The 18,425-nt window shown below is 71.9% G+C and carries 17 protein-coding genes; 11 read left to right on the plus strand and 6 right to left on the minus strand.

What is annotated here, in order from left to right:
• Window positions 1–23: 23 nt before the first annotated feature.
• On the minus strand, window positions 24–509 hold the full coding sequence (locus ACGFXC_RS13665) for an ATP-binding protein (protein WP_393712440.1): 486 nt from the start codon (window positions 507–509) through the stop codon (window positions 24–26).
• A 282-nt stretch (window positions 510–791) separates the two neighbouring features.
• On the opposite strand from ACGFXC_RS13665, the gene ACGFXC_RS13670 reads away from it, so the two are divergent.
• The 9 genes from ACGFXC_RS13670 to ACGFXC_RS13710 all read left to right on the plus strand — a co-directional run bounded on the left by ACGFXC_RS13670 (window position 792) and on the right by ACGFXC_RS13710 (window position 10,739).
• Window positions 792–1,598 carry a hypothetical protein gene (locus tag ACGFXC_RS13670; protein WP_393712442.1) on the plus strand — a complete coding sequence of 269 codons (807 nt, stop codon included), beginning with the start codon at window positions 792–794 and terminating at the stop codon, window positions 1,596–1,598.
• 107 nt (window positions 1,599–1,705) lie between these two features.
• Entirely contained in the window at window positions 1,706–2,434 is a 729-nt protein-coding gene (locus tag ACGFXC_RS13675) for a YcnI family protein (protein ID WP_393712444.1), read from the plus strand.
• A 152-nt stretch (window positions 2,435–2,586) separates the two neighbouring features.
• Complete coding sequence (locus tag ACGFXC_RS13680) at window positions 2,587–3,240, plus strand: SCO family protein (RefSeq protein ID WP_393712446.1); 654 nt, start codon at window positions 2,587–2,589, stop codon at window positions 3,238–3,240.
• A complete protein-coding gene (locus ACGFXC_RS13685) occupies window positions 3,237–3,719 on the plus strand; it encodes a copper chaperone PCu(A)C (RefSeq protein ID WP_393712448.1) in 483 nt (160 codons plus the stop codon). The genes ACGFXC_RS13680 and ACGFXC_RS13685 overlap by 4 nt, the downstream gene beginning before the upstream one ends.
• A 22-nt stretch (window positions 3,720–3,741) precedes the next feature.
• Window positions 3,742–5,856 carry a copper resistance CopC/CopD family protein gene (locus ACGFXC_RS13690; protein WP_393712449.1) on the plus strand — a complete coding sequence of 705 codons (2,115 nt, stop codon included), beginning with the start codon at window positions 3,742–3,744 and terminating at the stop codon, window positions 5,854–5,856.
• Window positions 5,857–5,861: 5 nt separating this feature from the next.
• The gene (gene efeB / locus ACGFXC_RS13695; protein WP_393712451.1) at window positions 5,862–7,148 is read left to right on the plus strand and encodes an iron uptake transporter deferrochelatase/peroxidase subunit; all 1,287 of its coding nucleotides are present in this window, start codon (window positions 5,862–5,864) and stop codon (window positions 7,146–7,148) included.
• Window positions 7,149–7,190: 42 nt separating this feature from the next.
• Entirely contained in the window at window positions 7,191–8,126 is a 936-nt protein-coding gene (gene pheA, locus ACGFXC_RS13700; RefSeq protein WP_351823200.1) for a prephenate dehydratase, read from the plus strand.
• 526 nt (window positions 8,127–8,652) lie between these two features.
• Window positions 8,653–9,930 (plus strand): serine--tRNA ligase, encoded by a 1,278-nt coding sequence (serS, locus tag ACGFXC_RS13705; RefSeq protein ID WP_393712453.1) that lies wholly within the window; start codon window positions 8,653–8,655, stop codon window positions 9,928–9,930.
• The gene (locus tag ACGFXC_RS13710; protein WP_393712455.1) at window positions 9,927–10,739 is read left to right on the plus strand and encodes an HAD family hydrolase; all 813 of its coding nucleotides are present in this window, start codon (window positions 9,927–9,929) and stop codon (window positions 10,737–10,739) included. The genes serS and ACGFXC_RS13710 overlap by 4 nt, the downstream gene beginning before the upstream one ends.
• Before the next feature lie 241 nt (window positions 10,740–10,980).
• Here ACGFXC_RS13710 and ACGFXC_RS13715 read toward each other — a convergent pair whose 3' ends face one another.
• From ACGFXC_RS13715 to ACGFXC_RS13735, 5 genes are all read right to left on the minus strand, one after another.
• Window positions 10,981–11,622 carry a rhomboid-like protein gene (locus ACGFXC_RS13715; protein ID WP_393712457.1) on the minus strand — a complete coding sequence of 214 codons (642 nt, stop codon included), beginning with the start codon at window positions 11,620–11,622 and terminating at the stop codon, window positions 10,981–10,983.
• An 83-nt stretch (window positions 11,623–11,705) separates the two neighbouring features.
• The gene (locus tag ACGFXC_RS13720; protein ID WP_393712458.1) at window positions 11,706–12,425 is read right to left on the minus strand and encodes an ABC transporter permease; all 720 of its coding nucleotides are present in this window, start codon (window positions 12,423–12,425) and stop codon (window positions 11,706–11,708) included.
• A 14-nt stretch (window positions 12,426–12,439) separates the two neighbouring features.
• Window positions 12,440–13,351: an ABC transporter ATP-binding protein gene (locus ACGFXC_RS13725; protein WP_393712460.1), complete on the minus strand. Its 912-nt coding sequence runs from the start codon at window positions 13,349–13,351 to the stop codon at window positions 12,440–12,442.
• Complete coding sequence (locus ACGFXC_RS13730; RefSeq protein ID WP_393712462.1) at window positions 13,348–14,235, minus strand: ABC transporter permease; 888 nt, start codon at window positions 14,233–14,235, stop codon at window positions 13,348–13,350. Before ACGFXC_RS13730 ends, ACGFXC_RS13725 begins: the two co-directional genes overlap by 4 nt.
• A complete protein-coding gene (locus tag ACGFXC_RS13735; protein ID WP_393712464.1) occupies window positions 14,225–15,265 on the minus strand; it encodes an ABC transporter ATP-binding protein in 1,041 nt (346 codons plus the stop codon). The genes ACGFXC_RS13730 and ACGFXC_RS13735 overlap by 11 nt, the downstream gene beginning before the upstream one ends.
• Window positions 15,266–15,525: 260 nt before the next feature.
• On the opposite strand from ACGFXC_RS13735, the gene ACGFXC_RS13740 reads away from it, so the two are divergent.
• Entirely contained in the window at window positions 15,526–16,395 is an 870-nt protein-coding gene (locus tag ACGFXC_RS13740) for a M24 family metallopeptidase (protein WP_393712466.1), read from the plus strand.
• On the plus strand, window positions 16,392–18,176 hold the full coding sequence (locus tag ACGFXC_RS13745) for an SDR family oxidoreductase (protein WP_393712468.1): 1,785 nt from the start codon (window positions 16,392–16,394) through the stop codon (window positions 18,174–18,176). Before ACGFXC_RS13740 ends, ACGFXC_RS13745 begins: the two co-directional genes overlap by 4 nt.
• Window positions 18,177–18,425: the final 249 nt, after the last annotated feature.

Genomic DNA, 18,425 nt, shown 5'->3' on the forward strand with positions numbered 1-18,425 from the left:
GGTGGCGGCTGCGGTGGCGGTGGCTACGAGACGTGCAGCAGGGCGCCGTCACGCCACTTCAGCATCTTGTCGAAGCTCACCACCGCGCCCCGGCCCGGCCGGTTGCGGAAGCGGACGTGATCGGCGAGCTCGGCGATCAGGTGCAGGCCCCGGCCGTGCTCGGCGAGCGAGGGTCTGGGGCGGGAGACCGTCGCCGGCGGGAAGCCCGGCCCCGAATCGGTCACCTCGATGCGGCAGCGGTCCCCGTCCAGATAGGCCGTGACGTGGTACGCCTCGGTTCCGTCCGGGACACCGTCGCCGCCGGGGCGCGGTTCCGCGTCGCCTTCGCAGGGGCCGCCGAGGCCGCCGTGCTCCACCGCGTTGGCGCACGCCTCGGTCAAGGCGACCGACAGGTCGAAGGAGATGTCCGGGTCCACCCCCGCGGTCTCCATCGTCCCCAGCAGCAGTCGCCGCGCGAGCGGCACGCTCGCGGCTTCCCGCCTCAAGTGGAGAGACCACCAGATGCTCATACGGTTACCTATTGCCGCCCTCGGCGGGCCGTAAGCCCCCGGGCGTCGTCAGAGCCCTCGTTCGGCCGATGCGACCCTCCCGGGCGGCGGTGTATGCGAGGCGGCCCGACGGCCCCCCGGCCCGGCCGCACCGCGCTGACCGTCCGCCGTGCCCGTCCTGACCGCGCGCCGACCGCGCGCTGCCCCCGCACTGACCCCGCACTGACCCTGGGCCGGAACCCGAGGGTCCCTCCAGCACCTGCCGTATGCAGGGCACGGGCCCAGTGCGATGATGACCCGGCCATGACTGCCACCCACACGACACGCGCCGGAGCGGGCCTGCGGATGACCCGGGCCGCGGTGTTCACCGCGGTCTGCGTCGTGCTGTCCGCGGCCGGCCACGCGGTGGCCTCGTGCGCGACCGTGCCGTGGTGGGCGCTGGCCCTGGCCCTCGTCGGCGTCTTCGCGGTCGCGGCGCCCCTCGCGGGGCGCCGCCGGTCGCTGCCCGGCATCGCCGCCGGACTCACCGTCGGGCAGCTCGCACTGCACGCGCTGTTCGGCCTCGGCCAGCACGGCGCGGCCCCGATGCCGGCCGACGCCGCCGACACCTCGCTGGCGGCGCTCGCCGCCCGGCTGGTGTGCGGGGGCAACTCCGTGCCGCTCAGCCAGGCCGATGCCCGGCAGATCCTGGAAACCGCCGGACTGGACCCGGCCGCCATGGCCGGGCAGGCCGCGGCGCAGGGCCACATGGCCCACGCGCACATGGCGGGAGCCGCCGGGGAGCCCGCCATCGGGCTGTTCAGCCCGGCCATGCTGCTCGGCCACCTGCTGGCCGCGCTCGCGGCCGGCTGGCTGCTGGGCCGCGGCGACGCCGCGCTGTTCCGGCTCGTCGAACTGTCCCGGCGCTCCTCGCAGGCCGACCCCGTACGTCCGCTGCGGGCCGCGCTGTCCTTCGTGCGCGCCCTCGCGGCCGGACTCCCGGGTACGCCCTCGCGCGGCCCCCTGGCCCGACGGACCGTCCCGGCGAGCGTCGCGGCGACCGGCCGGGAAGCACTCCTGCACTCGGTGATCAGGCGCGGGCCGCCCACGGCGTTCGCCCTCGCAGCCTGACGCGGCACCCCCTTCCCCGGACACCCGGCGGGAGCAGCGGTGCCGCGGACTCCGCGCGCGCCCGTGCGCGGAGCGACGTCACCCTGCCTACCTGGAGCGTTTCCGCCGTGAAGACCTCTCGTGTGTCCCTCGCCGCCGCCCTCGCCGCCGGCGCCGTCCTCGTCCTGTCCGGTCCCGCCTTCGCGCACGTCAGCGTGCAGCCCTCGGGCGAGGCCGCCAAGGGCGGGTACGCGGTCATCAACTTCAAGGTGCCCAACGAGCGCGACAACGCCTCGACCACGCAGCTCGAGGTCAACTTCCCGATCGACCAGCCGCTCACGTCCGTCATGCCGCAGGACGTCCCCGGCTGGACCGTGAACGTCGAGAAGACCAAGCTCGACAAGCCGCTGACCGTGCACGGCAAGCAGATCAACGAGGCCGTCACCAAGGTGACCTGGACCGGCGGCAAGATCGAGCCCGGCAAGTTCCAGCAGTTCCCGCTCTCCGTCGGCAAGCTCCCCGACAACGCCGACCAGATGGTCTTCAAGACCATCCAGACGTACGACAACAACGAGGTCGTGCGCTGGATCGAGGAGACCAAGGCGGGAGCCCCCGAGCCGCAGACCCCGGCGCCCGTGCTGAAGCTGACGGCCGCCAAGGCCGCCGACGGCCACGACGCCGCCGCGAAGCCCGCCGCCGACGCCAAGGGCGCCGACGGTGCCGCGAAGGACACGCACGACGAGGCCACCGCCGAGAGCGGCTCCGACACGACCGCGCGCACGCTCGGCATCGTGGGCATCGTGGTCGGCCTCGGCGGTCTCGCCTTCGGCATCGCCTCGCGCCGCCGCGCTTCCTGACCGCGCCTCACGCCGGCCGCTGCCGCCTTCCGACGGCCGCCTCCCGGAGGCGGCCGTCGGCGGGCCCTCCCGGAACGGCGGGAGCCCGTACGCGAGCCCCGTCGTTTCCCGTACGTCCGCACCACCATCCCCGATCCCAGGGACATCTCTCCATGCGCACCACTCGTGTGACGGTCGCCGCCCTCGCGGTGGCGACCGCGCTCGCTCTCACCGCCTGCGGCGGTGAGACGGCCAAGACCACAGGTTCGGTCACCCAGATCTCCGGTCAGAACAAGACCGGAGCCGCGACCGTCCTCGACCGCCCCTTCGACAAGCCGGAGCTGGTCCTCACGGACACCACCGGCAAGCCGTGGAACCTGCGGGAGCAGACCAAGGGCCGGCCGACCCTCATCTACTTCGGCTACACGAACTGCCCCGACGTGTGCCCCCTGACGATGAGCAACATCGCCGTCGCCAAGAAGGCGCTCCCGAAGGAGGCCCAGGACAAGCTCCAGGTCGTCTTCGTCACCACGGACCCCGAACGCGACACCCCCGACTCCCTCGGCAAGTGGCTCAGGGCCCAGGATCCGTCCTTCACCGGGCTGACCGGGGACTTCGCCACCATCCAGGCCGCCGCACGATCGCTCGGCATCGGTATCGAGGCCCCGAAGAAGGAGGCCGACGGCAGCGTCGTCTCCATGCACGGGGCCCAGGTCATCGGCTTCTCGCCCAAGACCGACGAGGGCTACGTCCTCTACGGCGAGGGCACCACCGTCGATGACTACACCAAGGACCTGCCGAAGATCGTCAAGGGGGAGAACCCGTGAACGCCCGCACCACCCGTACCCTCGCCGCCGCCCTCTCCCTGACGGCAGCGCTCGCCATATCCGGCTGTTCGTCCTCGGACTCCTCCGGGGCGTCGGGCAAGCCGGAGCTGACCGTCAGCGGGGCCTACATGCCCGAACCGGTCGACGACAAGATGGCCGGCGCTTTCATGGTCATCGAGAACGGCTCGAAGACGGCCGACAAACTGACCGCCGTCACCAGCCCGCTCTCGGACGATCTGCAGATCCACGAGACCAAGGACCAGAAGATGCAGCACGTCCAGGCCCTGGACGTGCCCGCCAACGGCGAGCTGCGGCTGGACCGGGGCGGCAACCACATCATGTTCATGGGGCTCAAGAACAAGCCGAAGGTCGGTGACAAGATCACCGTCGAACTGCGTTTCGAGAAGGCCGGCCCGGTCAAGGTCGACCTGGACGTCAAGGAACGGACGTACACCGCACAGAACTCCACCGCCCACTGACGGACCGAGGAACTGACACGCCATGACGGCCACCGCCCCCGCTCCTTCCCCGGCCCGCGCCGCCCGCGCCACGGCACGCCTGCCGCGGCTGGTGCTGGTCCTCGCAGCCCTGCTGGCAGCCCTGTTCGCCGCGGCCGCCCCGGCCTCGGCACACGCCGCACTCACCGCGAGCGACCCCCAGGACGGGGCGGTGGTCGCCACGGCACCCGCCCAGGTGACCCTCTCCTTCTCGGAGCAGGTCGCCATGGGTGACGACTCCATCCGCGTCATGGACCCGGCGGGCAAGCGCGTCGACACCGGCGAGCTGCGGGACATGTGCAGCGGCTCGACCGTCCGCTACGGCACCGCCCTGCACTCCGGCCTGCCGGACGGCACCTACACCGTCGCCTGGCAGGCCGTCTCCGCCGACAGCCACCCGGTGTCCGGCGCCTTCACCTTCTCCGTCGGCGCCCCCTCCGCCACCAGCGTCGCCCTGCCCGACCAGCAGGCGGGCGGCGGGCCCGTCGGCATCGCGTACGGGATCGCCCGCTACGCCGCCTACGCCGGGTTCACCGTCCTCGTCGGCGGCGGCGCCTTCATCCTGCTGTGCTGGCGCAGGGGCGCCGCCGAGCGCTCGCTGCAGAAGCTGGTGGTGCGCGGCTGGGTCACCCTGACCGCCGCCACCCTGGCGATGCTGGTGCTGCGCACTCCCTACACCGGCTCCGGGAAGTTCGCCGACGCCTTCGACCTCGACGGGCTGCGGGCCGTCCTGGACACGAAGACCGGTGCCTCCTTCGTCTCCCGGTTGCTGCTCCTGGGCGCGGCCGCCCTGTTCATCGCCGTGCTCTTCGGCGCCTACGCGCGGCGCCAGAAGGCCTCGGGGACGGAAGGGGCCGACGGCTCCACCGGTGTCTCCGCCGATGCCTCCGCCGACGTTTTCGCCGACGTCTCCGCGGACGACGCGGCTTCGGCCGCCGAGGCGGCGAAGAAGGAGACCAGCGACCTCGGCTTCGGGCTCGCCATCGGCGGCACGGTCGTGGCCGGCGGCATCGCCGCGACCTGGGCCCTCGCCGAGCACGCCTCCACCGGCATCCAGCCCGGCATCGCCATGCCGGTCGACGTGCTGCACCTGCTGGCCGTGGCCACCTGGCTCGGCGGTCTGGTGGCCCTGCTGGTGACCCTGCACAAGGTGCCGGACATCGAGCGCGAGGCCGTCCGGCGGTTCTCCAAGGTCGCCTTCACCAGCGTCCTGGTGCTCGCCGCCACCGGCATCTACCAGTCCTGGCGCCAGCTCGGCAGCTGGTCGGCCCTGACGGACACCAGTTACGGGCGACTGCTCATGATCAAGGTCGGGCTGGTCGCGGTCCTCATCGCCATCGCCTACGTCTCGCGCAAGTGGACCGGCCGGCTCGGTGCGGCCGGACGCGCCGAGGACGCCGAGGTCTCCGCCGAAGAGCACGCGGCGGTGACGGCGGGCGCCGATGTTTCACGTGAAACGGCGGATGTTTCACGTGAAACGGCGTCCGGTACCGCCGGCTCCGGGGCGGATGCCGCTGTGGAGGCCTCCGACGCGGAGGCCGACCCCCGGCGCGCGGCCCAGCTGGCCCGTCAGCGCGCCGCCCGGGACAAGGCCCGCGAGAAGCAGGTCCGCGACGCCGATCCGGGCCGCGCGGGCCTGCGCCGCTCGGTGCTCGCCGAGGCCGGCGTGGCCGTCGTCCTGCTGGCCGTGACGACCGTCCTGACCAGTACCGAACCGGGCCGCGCCGCTGAGCAGGAGACGGGCCGCAGCAGTTCCGCGGGTCCCGCCGTCCCCAACCGGGCCGTCAAGATCACCCTGCCGTTCGACACCGGCGGCCAGAACGGCAAGGGATCCGTCCGCCTGGAACTCGATCCGGGCCGGGTCGGCGCCAACACCCTGCACCTGTGGGCCGACGGGGCCGACGGCAAGCCGCTCGACCTCCCCGAGATCAAGATCTCCTTCACCCTCGAGGCCAAGGAGATCGGCCCGCTGCCGGTCGCCCCGGACCGCGACGCTCCCGGACACTGGAGCGCGACCGGGGTCCAGCTGCCGCTCGCCGGCGACTGGCGCATCGACGTGACCGTACGGACCTCCGACATCGACCAGACGACCGTCCAGAAGAACGTGAAGATCGGCTGAACAGCGTGACCGACAGCACCGGGAGCAACCCCGACATCGAGATCTCCCGGCGCCGGCTGCTGGGCACCGTCGGCGCCGCGGGCGCCGCCGGGCTCGCGCTCGGCGCCACCGGCGGCGCCCTGGTGCACGCGGCGGTCTCCGACTCCCCGGCCGGCGCCGCCTCCGGCCGGGGCGGCCCCCTCGCCGCCCTCGGGGCTACCCGGGTGGCCTTCGAGGGGGACCACCAGGCGGGCATCACCACCCCGCTCCAGGCCAAGGGCCACGTCGTCGCCTTTGACCTGGCACCCGGCGCCGGGCGCAAGGAGGCCGCGGCGCTGCTGCGCCGCTGGTCCGACACCGCGCGCCGGCTCATGGCGGGCGAGACCGCGCCCCATGGCGACAGCGGCATCGCGCTGGACGCGGGGCCCTCGTCCCTGACGGTGACCTTCGGGTTCGGGCACTCCTTCTTCGAGCGGACCGGCCTCACCGCCCGGCGGCCGGCCTCCCTCGACCCGCTGCCGGACTTCTCCTCCGACCGCCTGGACCCGCAGCGCAGCAACGGCGACCTGTGGGTCCAGATCGGCTCGGACGACGGGCTCGTCGCGTTCCACGCCCTGCGCGCCGTACAGAAGGACGCCGGGGACGCCGCCCGCGTGCGCTGGCAGATGAACGGCTTCAACCGCTCGCCCGGCGCGACCGCCGCCCCGATGACCGCGCGGAACCTGATGGGGCAGGTCGACGGCACCGGCAACCCGAAGCCGGCCGACGCCGACTTCGACAAGCGGATCTTCGTACCGGGCGCCGGTCCCGGACCCGCGGAGCACGCCTGGATGGCCGGGGGTTCGTACGCGGTCGTCCGCCGGATCCGGATGCTGCTCGACGACTGGGACAAGCGGTCCACGGCCCAGCAGGAGCAGGTCATCGGCAGGACCAAGGCCGACGGCGCCCCCCTGACCGGCGGCGCCGAGACCACGGAGCCGGCCCTGGACAAGCTCGGTCCCGACGGCAAGCCCGTCATCGCCTCCAACGCCCACGCCCGGATCTCCGCGCCCGAGCAGAACGGCGGGGCCGCGATGCTCCGGCGGCCCTTCTCCTTCCACGACGGGATCGCCGCCGACGGAACCCCCGACGCCGGGCTCCTCTTCATCTGCTGGCAGGCCGACCCGCTGCGCGGTTTCGTACCGGTCCAGCGCAAGCTCGACCGGGGGGACGCACTGTCGGAGTTCATCCGGCACGAGTCGAGCGGCCTGTACGCCGTTCCGCCCGGGCCGCGCGCCGGGGAGTACGTCGGGCAGCCTCTGCTCGAAGGGTGAACGGCCCGGCGGGGGCGGGTGCCCCGGCATTAGGCTGACCGCATGTCGGCCACCCGCTTCACCTATCTCGGTCCCGAGGGCACTTTCACCGAAGCCGCCCTGCGCACTCTGCCGGAAGCAGCCACCCGGGAGCTCGTCCCGATGGTGTCGGTCCCGGCGGCGCTGGACGCCGTGCGCAACGGCGAGGCCGCTGCCGCGCTGGTGCCGATCGAGAACTCGGTGGAGGGCGGGGTCACCGCCACCCTCGACGAGCTGTCCTCCGGCGAACCGCTGATGATCTACCGCGAGGTGCTGCTGCCGATCGCGTTCGCGCTGCTCGTGCGGCCCGGTACCAAGCTGTCGGACGTCAAGACCGTCACCGGGCACCCCGTGGCCCAGCCGCAGGTCCGCAACTGGCTGCGGGCGAACCTGCCCGACGCGCTGTGGGAGTCGGCCGCCTCGAACGCCGACGGCGCCCGGCTGGTCCAGGAGGGCCGCTTCGACGCCGCCTTCGCGGGGGAGTTCGCCGCGGCCACGTACGGGCTGGAGGCGCTGGTCACCGAGATCCACGACGCGCAGAACGCCGAAACCCGCTTCGTGCTCGTCGGCCGGCCCGCCCGGCCCGCGGCGCCGACGGGTGCCGACAAGACCTCGGTGGTCCTGTGGCTGGGCGACGACCACCCCGGTGCGCTGCTGGAGCTCCTCCAGGAGTTCGCCGTGCGCGGGGTGAACCTGATGCTGATCCAGTCCCGGCCGACCGGGGAGGGAATCGGCAACTACTGCTTCGCCGTCGACGCCGAGGGGCACGTCTCCGACCGCCGGGTGAGCGAGGCGCTGATGGGTCTGAAGCGGACCTGCCCGCAGGTGCGCTTCCTGGGCTCGTACCCGCGCGCGGGCGTCGCTCTGAGTGAGGTGCGGGCCGCGCGGCCGGGGACCTCCGACAGCGACTTCACGGAGGCCTCGGACTGGCTGACGCGTTGCCTCGACGGCCGGCCGTAGCGCTCCGTCCACTGTCCACAGAGTTATCCACAGGGCGGGATGGGGACCTGGGGACAAGTCGACAGGTCGGCACGACAAGGTCGACATATCGGCCGGGCGACCCAGGTTTCGCGCTGGGGAGCGGTGGGTGAACGGCGTCACCCAGGTATCGCCGATCAACTCTTTGGAGCGAGCCATTCCCACCCGAATGAGTGTGTGAGGGTGGTTTGAACCCTGATCGGCCCCGGCCGCTCGCCGATCCCTATTGATCTAATTCCGTGTCCACAGATCCAGCACACAGCCTGTGGATAAGACCGCCCCGAGGGGAATTCCTGTGGACAAGGAAGCCCCTGCGACCCTGCTCAGGCCCTGCCCGCCGGGCGGCGTTGTGCCCCTTTTCGGGGAATGGGCCGCTTTTATTGACCGGAGGCCGGGGGTCGGATCCGGCCGTCGGCGCAGAGTTTTCCATTAGCCGCAATTGGGACATAGCGACACGCAGCGTGATATCGGTGTGATCCCAGGAACCCCAGCCCGGTAGCCTGGAGGGGTGATTGACCTCCGGCTGCTCCGTGAAGACCCTGACCGTGTCCGCGCCTCGCAGCGCGCCCGTGGAGAGGACGTCGGGCTCGTCGACGCACTCCTCTCCGCCGATGAGCGCCGCAGGTCCTCCGGCATGCGCTTCGACGAACTGCGGAACGAGCAGAAGTCGCTCGGCAAGCTCATCCCCAAGGCCTCCCCGGAGGAGCGCGCGGAGCTGCTGGGCAAGGCCGAACAGCTCAAGCAGGACGTCCGCGCCGCCGAGGCCGAGCAGAACGAGGCCGACGAGGCCGCGAAGCAGCTCCTGCTGCGGCTCGGCAACATCGTCCACAGCGACGTCCCGGTCGGCGGCGAAGAGGACTTCACCATCCTCGAGACCCACGGCACGATCCGCGACTTCGGCGCCGAGGGCTTCGAGCCCAAGGACCACCTGGAGCTCGGCGAGTCCCTGGGCGCCATCGACGTCGAGCGCGGCGCCAAGGTGTCGGGTTCGCGCTTCTACTACCTCACCGGCGTCGGCGCCCTGCTGGAGCTGGCCCTGGTGAACGCCGCCATCGCGCAGGCCACCGAAGCCGGGTTCATCCCGATGCTCACCCCGGCGCTGGTCCGCCCGCGCGCCATGGAGGGCACCGGCTTCCTCGGCCAGGCCGCGGAGAACGTGTACCACCTGGAGAAGGACGACTACTACCTGGTCGGCACCTCCGAGGTCCCGCTCGCCGCGTACCACATGGACGAGATCATCGACGCCGACAAGCTGCCGCTGCGCTACGCCGGCTTCTCGCCGTGCTTCCGCCGTGAGGCCGGTACGTACGGCAAGGACACGCGCGGCATCTTCCGCGTCCACCAGTTCGACAAGGTCGAGATGTTCTCGTACGTCGCGCCGGAGGAGGCCGAGGCCGAGCACAAGCGTCTCCTCGACTGGGAGAAGCAGTGGCTGACCAGCCTGGAGCTGCCGTTCCAGGTCATCGACGTCGCCACCGGCGACCTGGGCTCCTCCGCCTCGCGCAAGTTCGACTGCGAGGCCTGGATCCCGACGCAGGGCAAGTACCGCGAGCTGACCTCCGCCTCGAACTGTGACGGCTTCCAGGCCCGCCGCCTGTCGATCCGCTACCGCGAGGGCAAGAAGACCGCTCCGCTGTCCACGCTGAACGGCACCCTGTGCGCCGTCCCGCGCACCATCGTCGCCATCCTGGAGAACCACCAGCAGGCCGACGGTTCGGTGCGGGTGCCCCCGGTGCTCCGTCCGTACCTGGGCGGCCGCGAGGTGCTGGAGCCGATCGCCAAGTGAGCCCGGCCCCCTTCCCCTACAAGCTCGTCGCGACGGACCTCGACGGCACGCTGCTGCGTGATGACGACACCGTCTCGGAGCGCACCCGTGAAGCGCTCGCCGCGGCCACCGCGGCGGGCGCGGCGCACATCATCGTCACCGGCCGGGCCGTGCCCTGGACCCGGCACGTGCTCGACGACCTCGGCTACGAGGGGATCGCGGTCTGCGGGCAGGGTGCGCAGGTCTACGACGCGGGAGCGCACCGGCTGCTGACCTCGGTGACGCTGGACCGGCAGCTGGCCGGTCTCGCGCTGTCGAAGATAGAGGCCGAGGTGGGTCCGCTGGCCCTGGCGGCCAGCCGGGACGGGGTGGACGGCGAGGTGCTGTTCGGCCCCGGCTACCAGGTGCAGGAGGGCCTGCCGGCGATCTACCTGGAGGACACGGCGGCCGTCTGGACGGCTCCGCTCAACAAGCTGTACATCCAGCATCCGGGGATGGGCGAGGACGAGCTCGTCAGGGTGGCGCGGGAGACCGTCGGCAACCTGGTCGACATCGTCATGGCCGGTCCGGGGATAGTGGAGATCCTGCCGCTGGGCCTGAGCAAGGCGACGGGCCTCTCGCTGGCCGCCCGGCGGCTGGGCGTGAAGGCCGCCGAGACGATCGCCTTCGGCGACATGCCCAACGACATCCCGATGTTCGGCTGGTCCGCGCACGGTGTCGCGATGGCCAACGCCCACGCGGAGCTGAAGGCCGTGGCCGACGAGGTGACCACCTCCAACCAGGAGGACGGCATCGCGGTGGTGCTGGAACGCCTGCTGGGCGCCGCCTGAGCAGCCCGGGCGGACGTACGAGAGGTCCGGGACGGCCCGCGCCGCGAGGCGCGCTCGAAGTGGCCGTCCCGGGCCTTTTGGTGCTCCCCGCACCCCTCACTCTGCCGGGGGAGCAGGCCCCGTACCAGCGAATTTCGCCCCGGCGGCGCTGAGGCCCGACTGGTGTTCCACGTGAAACCGGACCGTGTTTCACGTGAAACACCGGCCGTGTTTCACGTGAAACTTCCCCGGCGCGTCAGGGTCAGGCCGAAGCCGTGCGCGGATGCGGGTGCAGGGTGAGCGGCCAGGCGAGCAGGCCCACGGCGAGCGAGATGGCGTGCCCCAGGTCGGTGAAAGTGCCGCCGGTGAAGAGCGGCGCCCCGAAGAAGGCCACGGCCCCGGCCAGGTAGAGCCAGCGCCAGGGGCCGGGAAGCCGGTAGGTCAGGACGCCGACGGAGGCCGCGATCCCGTAGCTGACCCCGATGTCCACGACATGGGTCATGCTGTGCGGCGCCCGGTGGTCCTGGATGGCCATCGAGAGGACCTTCTGGCTCGCGAGGGTGGCGACGATGTGGGCGGTCGCGACGATCACGAGCCAGCGCAGGGTGCCGAGCCATCGCTCGACGGTGGCGTGGAAGACCTCGAAGAGCACCGCGTAGAGCGCCAGCGAGGACGGGTTCTCGATCCAGAAGGCGCTGCTGACCAGGGCGCGCACGGGGTACTGGACGAGCTGGTGGATGTTGCTGCTGTTGCGGTGGAGCAGGACGTGCTCGACCCGGTCGGGCGCTATCACGACGATCAGGCTGGTCACGGCGATGATCAGGAGCCAGATGTGGGTTCCGGGCGAGGTGCGTATCCACGACCTCAGGGGCCTGGACGGCTCCGGCTCCGTGTGCTCGATCATGCACCGAATGATGCCGTGAGAAACGGCGCCCCGCCCGGCCGATGGGCCGGGCGGGGCACGGGTTGCGGGCCGGTGTGGCGGGCCTACTCCTCGCCGGCGAGGGTGAGGCGGCGCAGCTTCTGGCCGGCGTACACGGTGGCGCCGACGGTGACCACGAGCAGCAGGATCACGGCGGTGGGCAGGCCGACGCTGGCGTCCACGTACCCCTGTCCGGCCACCTTCTCGGCCAGAGACAGCGCCCACTGCTGGACGCTGAGGGTCTTGGCTCCGGACACCAGGCTGCCGAAGAGGGACTCCCAGATCAGGGCGTAGACCAGGCCGAAGACGACCGCGTGCCGGCTGACCGTGCCCAGGAGCAGGAACAGCGCGCTGTAGGCGACCGAGGCGACGAGCGCGGCGACGGTGTAGGCGACGGCGATCTGCTGGCCGTTGCCGTTGAGGATGAACCCGGCGATCAGGGTCGGGATGGCCGAGAAGGCCATCGTGACGGCGATCGCCACGATCAGCTTGGTGAGGATGATCGTCGGGCGCTTCACCGGCTTGGAGAGCAGGTAGACGATCGAGCCGTCGTCGATCTCGGGGCCGATGGCTCCGGTGCCGGCGATGACGCCGATCAGCGGGACCATCGTGGCGAGGGCGAAGCCGCCGAGCAGATCGGCCGCCACCTTGTCGTCCACTCCGGTGAAGGCACGGACGGCGATGGAGATGACGATCAGCAGGGCGGGCAGCGCGAAGAGGATCAGCGCGCGGCGGCGGCCGAGGAGGGCCCGGTAGGTGAGCCGGGCGACGGTGGGGTTGTACATGGGTGCCAGCTCCTTCAGGCCGCGACGAGGTAGGAGAAGACCGACTCGAGGGACTCGTCCGAGGGCGAGACCGTCAGCAGCCGGATGCCGTGCGCGCGGGCGACCCGCGGCAGCAGTTCGGTGAAGCGTCCGAAGTCGACGGCCTGGATGCGCAGGGCGCCTTCCTTGACGTCGACCTCGATGCCGGCCGTGGACGGGTCGGCGATCAGGGCCGCGGCGAGGGCCCGGTCGTCGGAGGAGCGGATGAGGTAGCGGTGCGGACGGTCCGTCATCAGGCGGCGGATCTTGCGGAAGTCGCCGGAGGCGGCGTGCCGGCCGGCGACGACCACCTCGATGTGGGAGGCGAGCTGCTCGACCTCTTCCAGGATGTGGGAGGAGAACAGCACGGTGCGGCCCTCGTCGCCCATCCGCCGCAGCAGGTCCATCAGCTGCATGCGCTGGCGCGGGTCCATGCCGTTGAAGGGTTCGTCGAGGAGCAGCACGGACGGATCGTGGACCAGCGCGGAGGCCATCTTCACGCGCTGGCGCATGCCCTTGGAGTAGGTGGAGATCTTGCGGTCCTGGGCGTACTCCATCTCGACGGTGGCGAGCGCCCGCTGGGCCGCCGCGTCGTCGAGTCCGTGGAGCTCGGCGTTGGCGACGACGAACTCCCGGCCGGTGAGGAAGTCGTACATCGCCTCCCGCTCGGGGACGACGCCGATCTGCCGGTAGACCTGCTCGTTGCGCCAGATCGGCGCGCCGTCGAGGGTGACCGTGCCCGTGGAGGGGGCGAGGAAGCCGCCCATCATGTTGATGAGGGTCGACTTGCCGGCGCCGTTCGGGCCGAGCAGGCCGGTGACCCCGGGACCGATCCGCATGGTCACGTCGTTGACCGCGACGACGTTCCCGAACCAGCGGGAGGTGTGGTCGATGTCGATGATGGTCACAGACCGGCCTTCCGGTAGCGGGCCATCAGGGCGGCGTACGAGCCGACGATGAGGCCGAGGGCGACGAGCAGGTAGACGACGCCGACGCCGGCGGAGGGGCCCTCGCCACCGGGGAAGGCGGAGGTCGCGCCGAGGAAGGCGGTCTGCACTCCGTCGATCAGGGTGACGGGGGAGAACAGGCCCATCCACTCGATGGCGCCGGTGTGACCGGTGCCGTAGGCGACGCCCTGGACGGCCGTGACGGCGCCGAACGGGATCAGCAGCAGACCGATGACGGCGGCGACGCCGAATCCGCGTCGCGGGGTGAGCGCGGCCATCACCAGGCCGAGGCCCGCGAAGAGCAGCGACAGCAGCAGTACCGACACCAGTCCCTGTCCGAATCCCTTGGTCTGGTCGGCGAAGTCGAACTTCGCCAGCAGCGAGCCGATCCACATGATCAGCAGTGGCGTGGCGGTGAGGATGAAGAGGGCGGAGGCCATCGCCGCGTACTTGGCGAGGACGTAGTCGACCCGTTCGATGGGCCGCGAGAAGTACAGCGGCACGGTCTTGAAGCGCAGGTCCCGGGAGACCGACTGGGGTGCCTGGGAGGCGAGGTAGAGGCCGATGATCACCTGGGTGGTCAGGGCGTACGTCGTGTACTTGATCGGCAGCTCGGTGGACCCGGGGACGGCGATCGCCACCGCGACGATGATCAGCGCGGGCACGCACATCACCGCGAAGAGGATCATCGGCAGCACCTTGGACTTGGCGGAGCGGCCGAGCCCGTACGCGCCCCGCAGGGACTGCGAGAAGAGGGAGGTGCGGGCGTAGGCGCGGCCGAGGCGCGGGCCGTCGTAGGACCGGTAGCCGATGTTGTGGATCTGGGTCGAGGTGTCAGGCGCCATCGGAACCGGCTCCCTTCTGCTGGGTCTGGAACTGCGGGACGGACGGGACGGACGGGACCGGCGGGACGGCCTGGGCGGCCTGCGCGGCCCGGTCGCTGTCGCGGAAGACCTCCGCGATGTGGTGGCGGCGCTGCTCCATGCGGACCAGGCCGATCCCGAGGTCGGCGACGGTGTCGCGGACCACGTCGTACGTGTCCTCGCCGGAAGCCTCCACCAGGAGGATGTGGCCGGCCCCGGGCAGGCCCTGCTCCTCTCCCGCGTGCAGGGTGATGCCCGCCGCGGTGAGCGCCCGGCGCAGGGCCGCGGTGCCGTCCGGGTGCGTGTCGGAGTCGGTGACCTCGATCGCCAGCGTGGTGGTGGTCTGGGTGAAGTCGCTGGTGGAGCTGGAGCGCAGCAGCTTGCCGCCGTCGACGACGACCACGTGGTCGCAGGTCCGCTCCAGCTCTCCGAGGAGGTGGGAGGTGACCAGGACCGAGATGCCGAAGTCGGTGTGGATGCGGCGGATCAGGCCGAGCATCTCGTCACGGCCGACCGGGTCGAGGCCGTTGGTCGGCTCATCGAGGAGCACCAGCTGCGGGTCGTGGACGAGCGCCTGGGCCAGCTTGACGCGCTGCTTCATGCCGGTGGAGTAGCCGCCGATGGGGCGGTAGCGCTCCTCGTACAGCCCGACGTGGCGCAGGGTGTCGGCCGTCCGCTCGCGGGCGGCGGTCGGCGGCAGCCCGGACATGCGCGCCATGTGGACGACGAACTCCGTGGCGGAGACGTCGGGCGGCAGGCAATCGTGCTCGGGCATGTAGCCGACGCGCTCGCGGATGGCACCGCCGTGCGTGGCGACGTCGAGTCCGAGCACGGCGGCGCGGCCCTCGGTGGCGGGGGACAGTCCCAGCAGGATTTTGATCAGCGTGGACTTGCCGGCTCCGTTGGCGCCCACGAGGCCGGTCACTCCGGGCCCGATGTCCAGGGAGAGCCGGTCGAGGGCGGTCACTCGGGGGTACCGCTTGCTCAGGCTTTCGGTCGCGATGACAGTCACGCGAACGACGTTAGTGCCGCCCGGGGCGCGGGTCGTCAGACCTGGAGCGGGATCCCCTCTCCGCCTTGAGGACTACGGAGCCTGACGGAAGGCTGACGGAAGAGGGCCGCAACACGGACGGAAGGCCGAAATCGGCCCGGCGGGAAAGCGCCGCGTCCGTCCACAGGTCCGTGCACGGCCCTTGACGTGATCTCCGGTCATTGTCACATTCATCAGTGTCAAGTTACGGGCGCGTACGGCTACAGGGACGGACGGCTGGCATGGCTGGGCACACCAAGCAACGCACCGCGCACGACCGTGGGCGGCTTTCCGCGGAGCTGCGCGGCTTCCGGGAGGTGCAGCGCCTCGCCTACGAGTGCGCCGAGACGGTGGCGGCGCAGCTGCGGCCGGGCGTGACCGAGCGCGAAGCGGCGCGGATGCAGCGCGACTGGCTGCGCGAGCGCGGTGTGCGGGACTGGTTCCACCTGCCGTTCGCCTGGTTCGGGGACCGCACCGCCTTCGCGGGCTTCAAGGTCCCCCTCCAGTTCTTCCCGACCGGGCGGCGGCTGGAGCCGGGCATGCCGTTCATCCTGGACATGGCCCCCGTCCACCGGGGGTACGCGGCCGACATCGGGTACTCCGGCAGCCTCGGCCTCCATCCGGTGCAGGACCGGCTGATGTCCGACCTGCGGCCGCACCGCGACCTGATCCTGGAGCAGGTCCGCGAACGCCGCCCGCTGCGCGAGATCTACGAGAACGTCGAGCGGCTGATGACTCGCCAGGGGTACGCGAACCGGCACCGGGCCTACCCCTTCGGCGTGATCGCGCACAAGATTGACCGGGTCCGGGAGCGGCGCTGGTCCCCGACCGCGTTCGGTTTCGGCACCCAGTCCCTCAAGGGGCTGGCCGCGGACGCCCTGCACGGGCACCGCGAGGGCTGGTCCCCGTTGTGGAGTCCCTACCACTTCTCCGACCACCCGCCGCAGCCCGGCCTGTGGGCGGTGGAACCGCACCTGGGCTTCCGGGGCACCGGCGCGAAGTTCGAGGAGATCCTCGTGGTCACCGATTCCACGGATCCCGCGGAAAGCGCTTTCTGGCTGGACGACGATCTGCCGCACGTGCGGCGCTGGGCTGAGGAGAAGGCGGCATGAGCGAGCTGAGCAGCGGTACGGCACTGGCGGGCGCGCGCGAGCGCTGGGTGAGCACCGGCGGCATCGAGCTGTGCGTCGCCGAGCTCGGGGATCCGGACCGGCCGACGGTGGTGCTGGTCCACGGCTACCCGGACAGCAAGGAGGTCTGGTCCGAGGTCGCCGAGCGGCTCGCGGCCCGCTTCCATGTGGTCCTGTACGACGTGCGCGGCCACGGGCGCTCCTCTGCGCCCCGGCCGCTGCGCGGGGGCTTCACCCTGGAGAAGCTGACGGACGACTTCCTGGCCGTGGCCGACGCGGTCAGTCCGGACCGCCCGGTGCACCTGGTCGGCCACGACTGGGGCTCCGTCCAGGGCTGGGAGTTCGCGACGGTCGCCCGGACGGAAGGGCGGATCGCCTCCTTCACCTCCATGTCCGGCCCCTCCCTGGACCACTTCGGCCACTGGATCAAGAAGCGGATGGCCCGCCCCACCCCGCGCCGGACGGCCCAGCTGCTGAACCAGGCCGTGAAGTCCTGGTACGTCTACATGCTGCACACCCCGGCGCTGCCGGAGCTGGCCTGGCGCGGGCCGCTCGGCAAGCGGTGGCCCAAGCTGGTCCAGCGGGCGGAGAACTTCCCGGACAGCTCCTACCCGACCGCCTCGGTCGCCGAGGACGCGGCGCACGGAGCCTGGCTCTACCGCGACAACGTCCGGCCCCGGATGCGCAGGCCCCGCGCCGACGCGTACGCGCACGTCCCGGTGCAGCTGATCGTCCCCACCGGGGACGGGTTCCTGTCCGAGCGGCTCTACGACGACACCGGGCTGTGGGCCCCGGACCTGGTGCGGCGGACGCTGCCCGCGCGGCACTGGATCCCCCGGACCCGGCCGGACCAGGTGGCGGCGTGGGTCACCGAGTTCGTGACCGCCCGGGAGGAGCCGGCGGCGCGGGCGCCGCGGCAGCAGCCGCCCGGCCGGTACGCAGACCGGTTCGGCGGGCAGCTGGTGCTGGTCACCGGCGCCGCCAGCGGCATCGGGCGGGCCACCGCCTTCGCGTTCGCCGAAGCCGGGGCCCGGGTCGTGGCCGTGGACCGGGACGCCGAGGGCGCGGCGCGCACGGCCGAGATGGCCCGGCTCGTCGGCGCCCCCGAGGCCTGGGGCGAGTGCGTGGACGTCAGTGACGAGCAGGCGATGGAGAAGCTCGCGGCGAAGGTCGCCGCCGAGTACGGGATCGTCGACGTGCTGGTGAACAACGCCGGCATCGGACTGTCGGGCGCGTTCCTGGAGACGTCGGCCGAGGACTGGCGCAAGGTCCTCGACGTCAACCTCTGGGGAGTCATCCACGGTTGCCGGGTCTTCGGGAAGCAGATGGCGGAGCGCGGCCAGGGCGGTCACATCGTCAACACCGCCTCCGCCGCCGCCTACCTGCCCTCCAAGACCCTGCCGGCCTACAGCACCTCCAAGGCGGCGGTGCTGATGCTGAGCGAGTGCCTGCGCGCGGAGCTGGCCGGGCGGCAGATCGGCGTCTCGGCGATCTGCCCGGGCATCGTCAACACCAACATCACCGCCACCTCACGCTTCGCCGGGGTGGACGCGGCCGAGGAGAAGCGCCGCCAGGAGCGTTCCTCACGGCTGTACGGGCTGCGCAACTTCCCGCCGGAGAAGGTCGCCGACGCGATCCTGACCGCGGTGGTGAAGAACCAGGCCGTCGTGCCCGTCACCCCGGAGTCCAAGGGCGCCCTGTGGATGTCCCGCTTCGCCCCGCGCACGCTGCGGCGGTTCGCGAAGCTGGAGCCGCGGCTGTGAAGGCGGCGCCGACGGGCGCGGAGCAGCCGGAGCACCGCTCCGTCGCCGTCGGCGTGTACGGGCACCGCGGGCCCGCGGGGTCTCGTACCTGATGCGCCACGGCCCCGAACCCGCCCGGCGGGAGCGCCGTTCACCGGGCGGTGACCGCCGGGCGGCGGCCGGGGGGGCCGCCGCCGGCGTGGAGAGAGGCGGGCGCGGCCATACCCGGCTCCTTCCGGCGGTCGTACCATCCCTCGCAGGAGGGCTCGC

This window comes from Streptomyces sp. NPDC048507, from assembly GCF_043199995.1.
Classification (GTDB): domain Bacteria; phylum Actinomycetota; class Actinomycetes; order Streptomycetales; family Streptomycetaceae; genus Streptomyces.

Bases quoted from the DNA above. Each gene is read 5' to 3' on its own strand.
- ACGFXC_RS13665 (WP_393712440.1), bottom strand. From the start codon at position 509: ATGAGCATCTGGTGGTCTCTCCACTTGAGGCGGGAAGCCGCGAGCGTG.
- ACGFXC_RS13670 (WP_393712442.1), top strand. From the start codon at position 792: ATGACTGCCACCCACACGACACGCGCCGGAGCGGGCCTGCGGATGACC.
- ACGFXC_RS13680 (WP_393712446.1), top strand. From the start codon at position 2,587: ATGCGCACCACTCGTGTGACGGTCGCCGCCCTCGCGGTGGCGACCGCG.
- ACGFXC_RS13690 (WP_393712449.1), top strand. From the start codon at position 3,742: ATGACGGCCACCGCCCCCGCTCCTTCCCCGGCCCGCGCCGCCCGCGCC.
- pheA (WP_351823200.1), top strand. From the start codon at position 7,191: ATGTCGGCCACCCGCTTCACCTATCTCGGTCCCGAGGGCACTTTCACC.
- ACGFXC_RS13715 (WP_393712457.1), bottom strand. From the start codon at position 11,622: ATGATCGAGCACACGGAGCCGGAGCCGTCCAGGCCCCTGAGGTCGTGG.
- ACGFXC_RS13720 (WP_393712458.1), bottom strand. From the start codon at position 12,425: ATGTACAACCCCACCGTCGCCCGGCTCACCTACCGGGCCCTCCTCGGC.
- ACGFXC_RS13730 (WP_393712462.1), bottom strand. From the start codon at position 14,235: ATGGCGCCTGACACCTCGACCCAGATCCACAACATCGGCTACCGGTCC.
- ACGFXC_RS13740 (WP_393712466.1), top strand. From the start codon at position 15,526: ATGGCTGGGCACACCAAGCAACGCACCGCGCACGACCGTGGGCGGCTT.
- ACGFXC_RS13745 (WP_393712468.1), top strand. From the start codon at position 16,392: ATGAGCGAGCTGAGCAGCGGTACGGCACTGGCGGGCGCGCGCGAGCGC.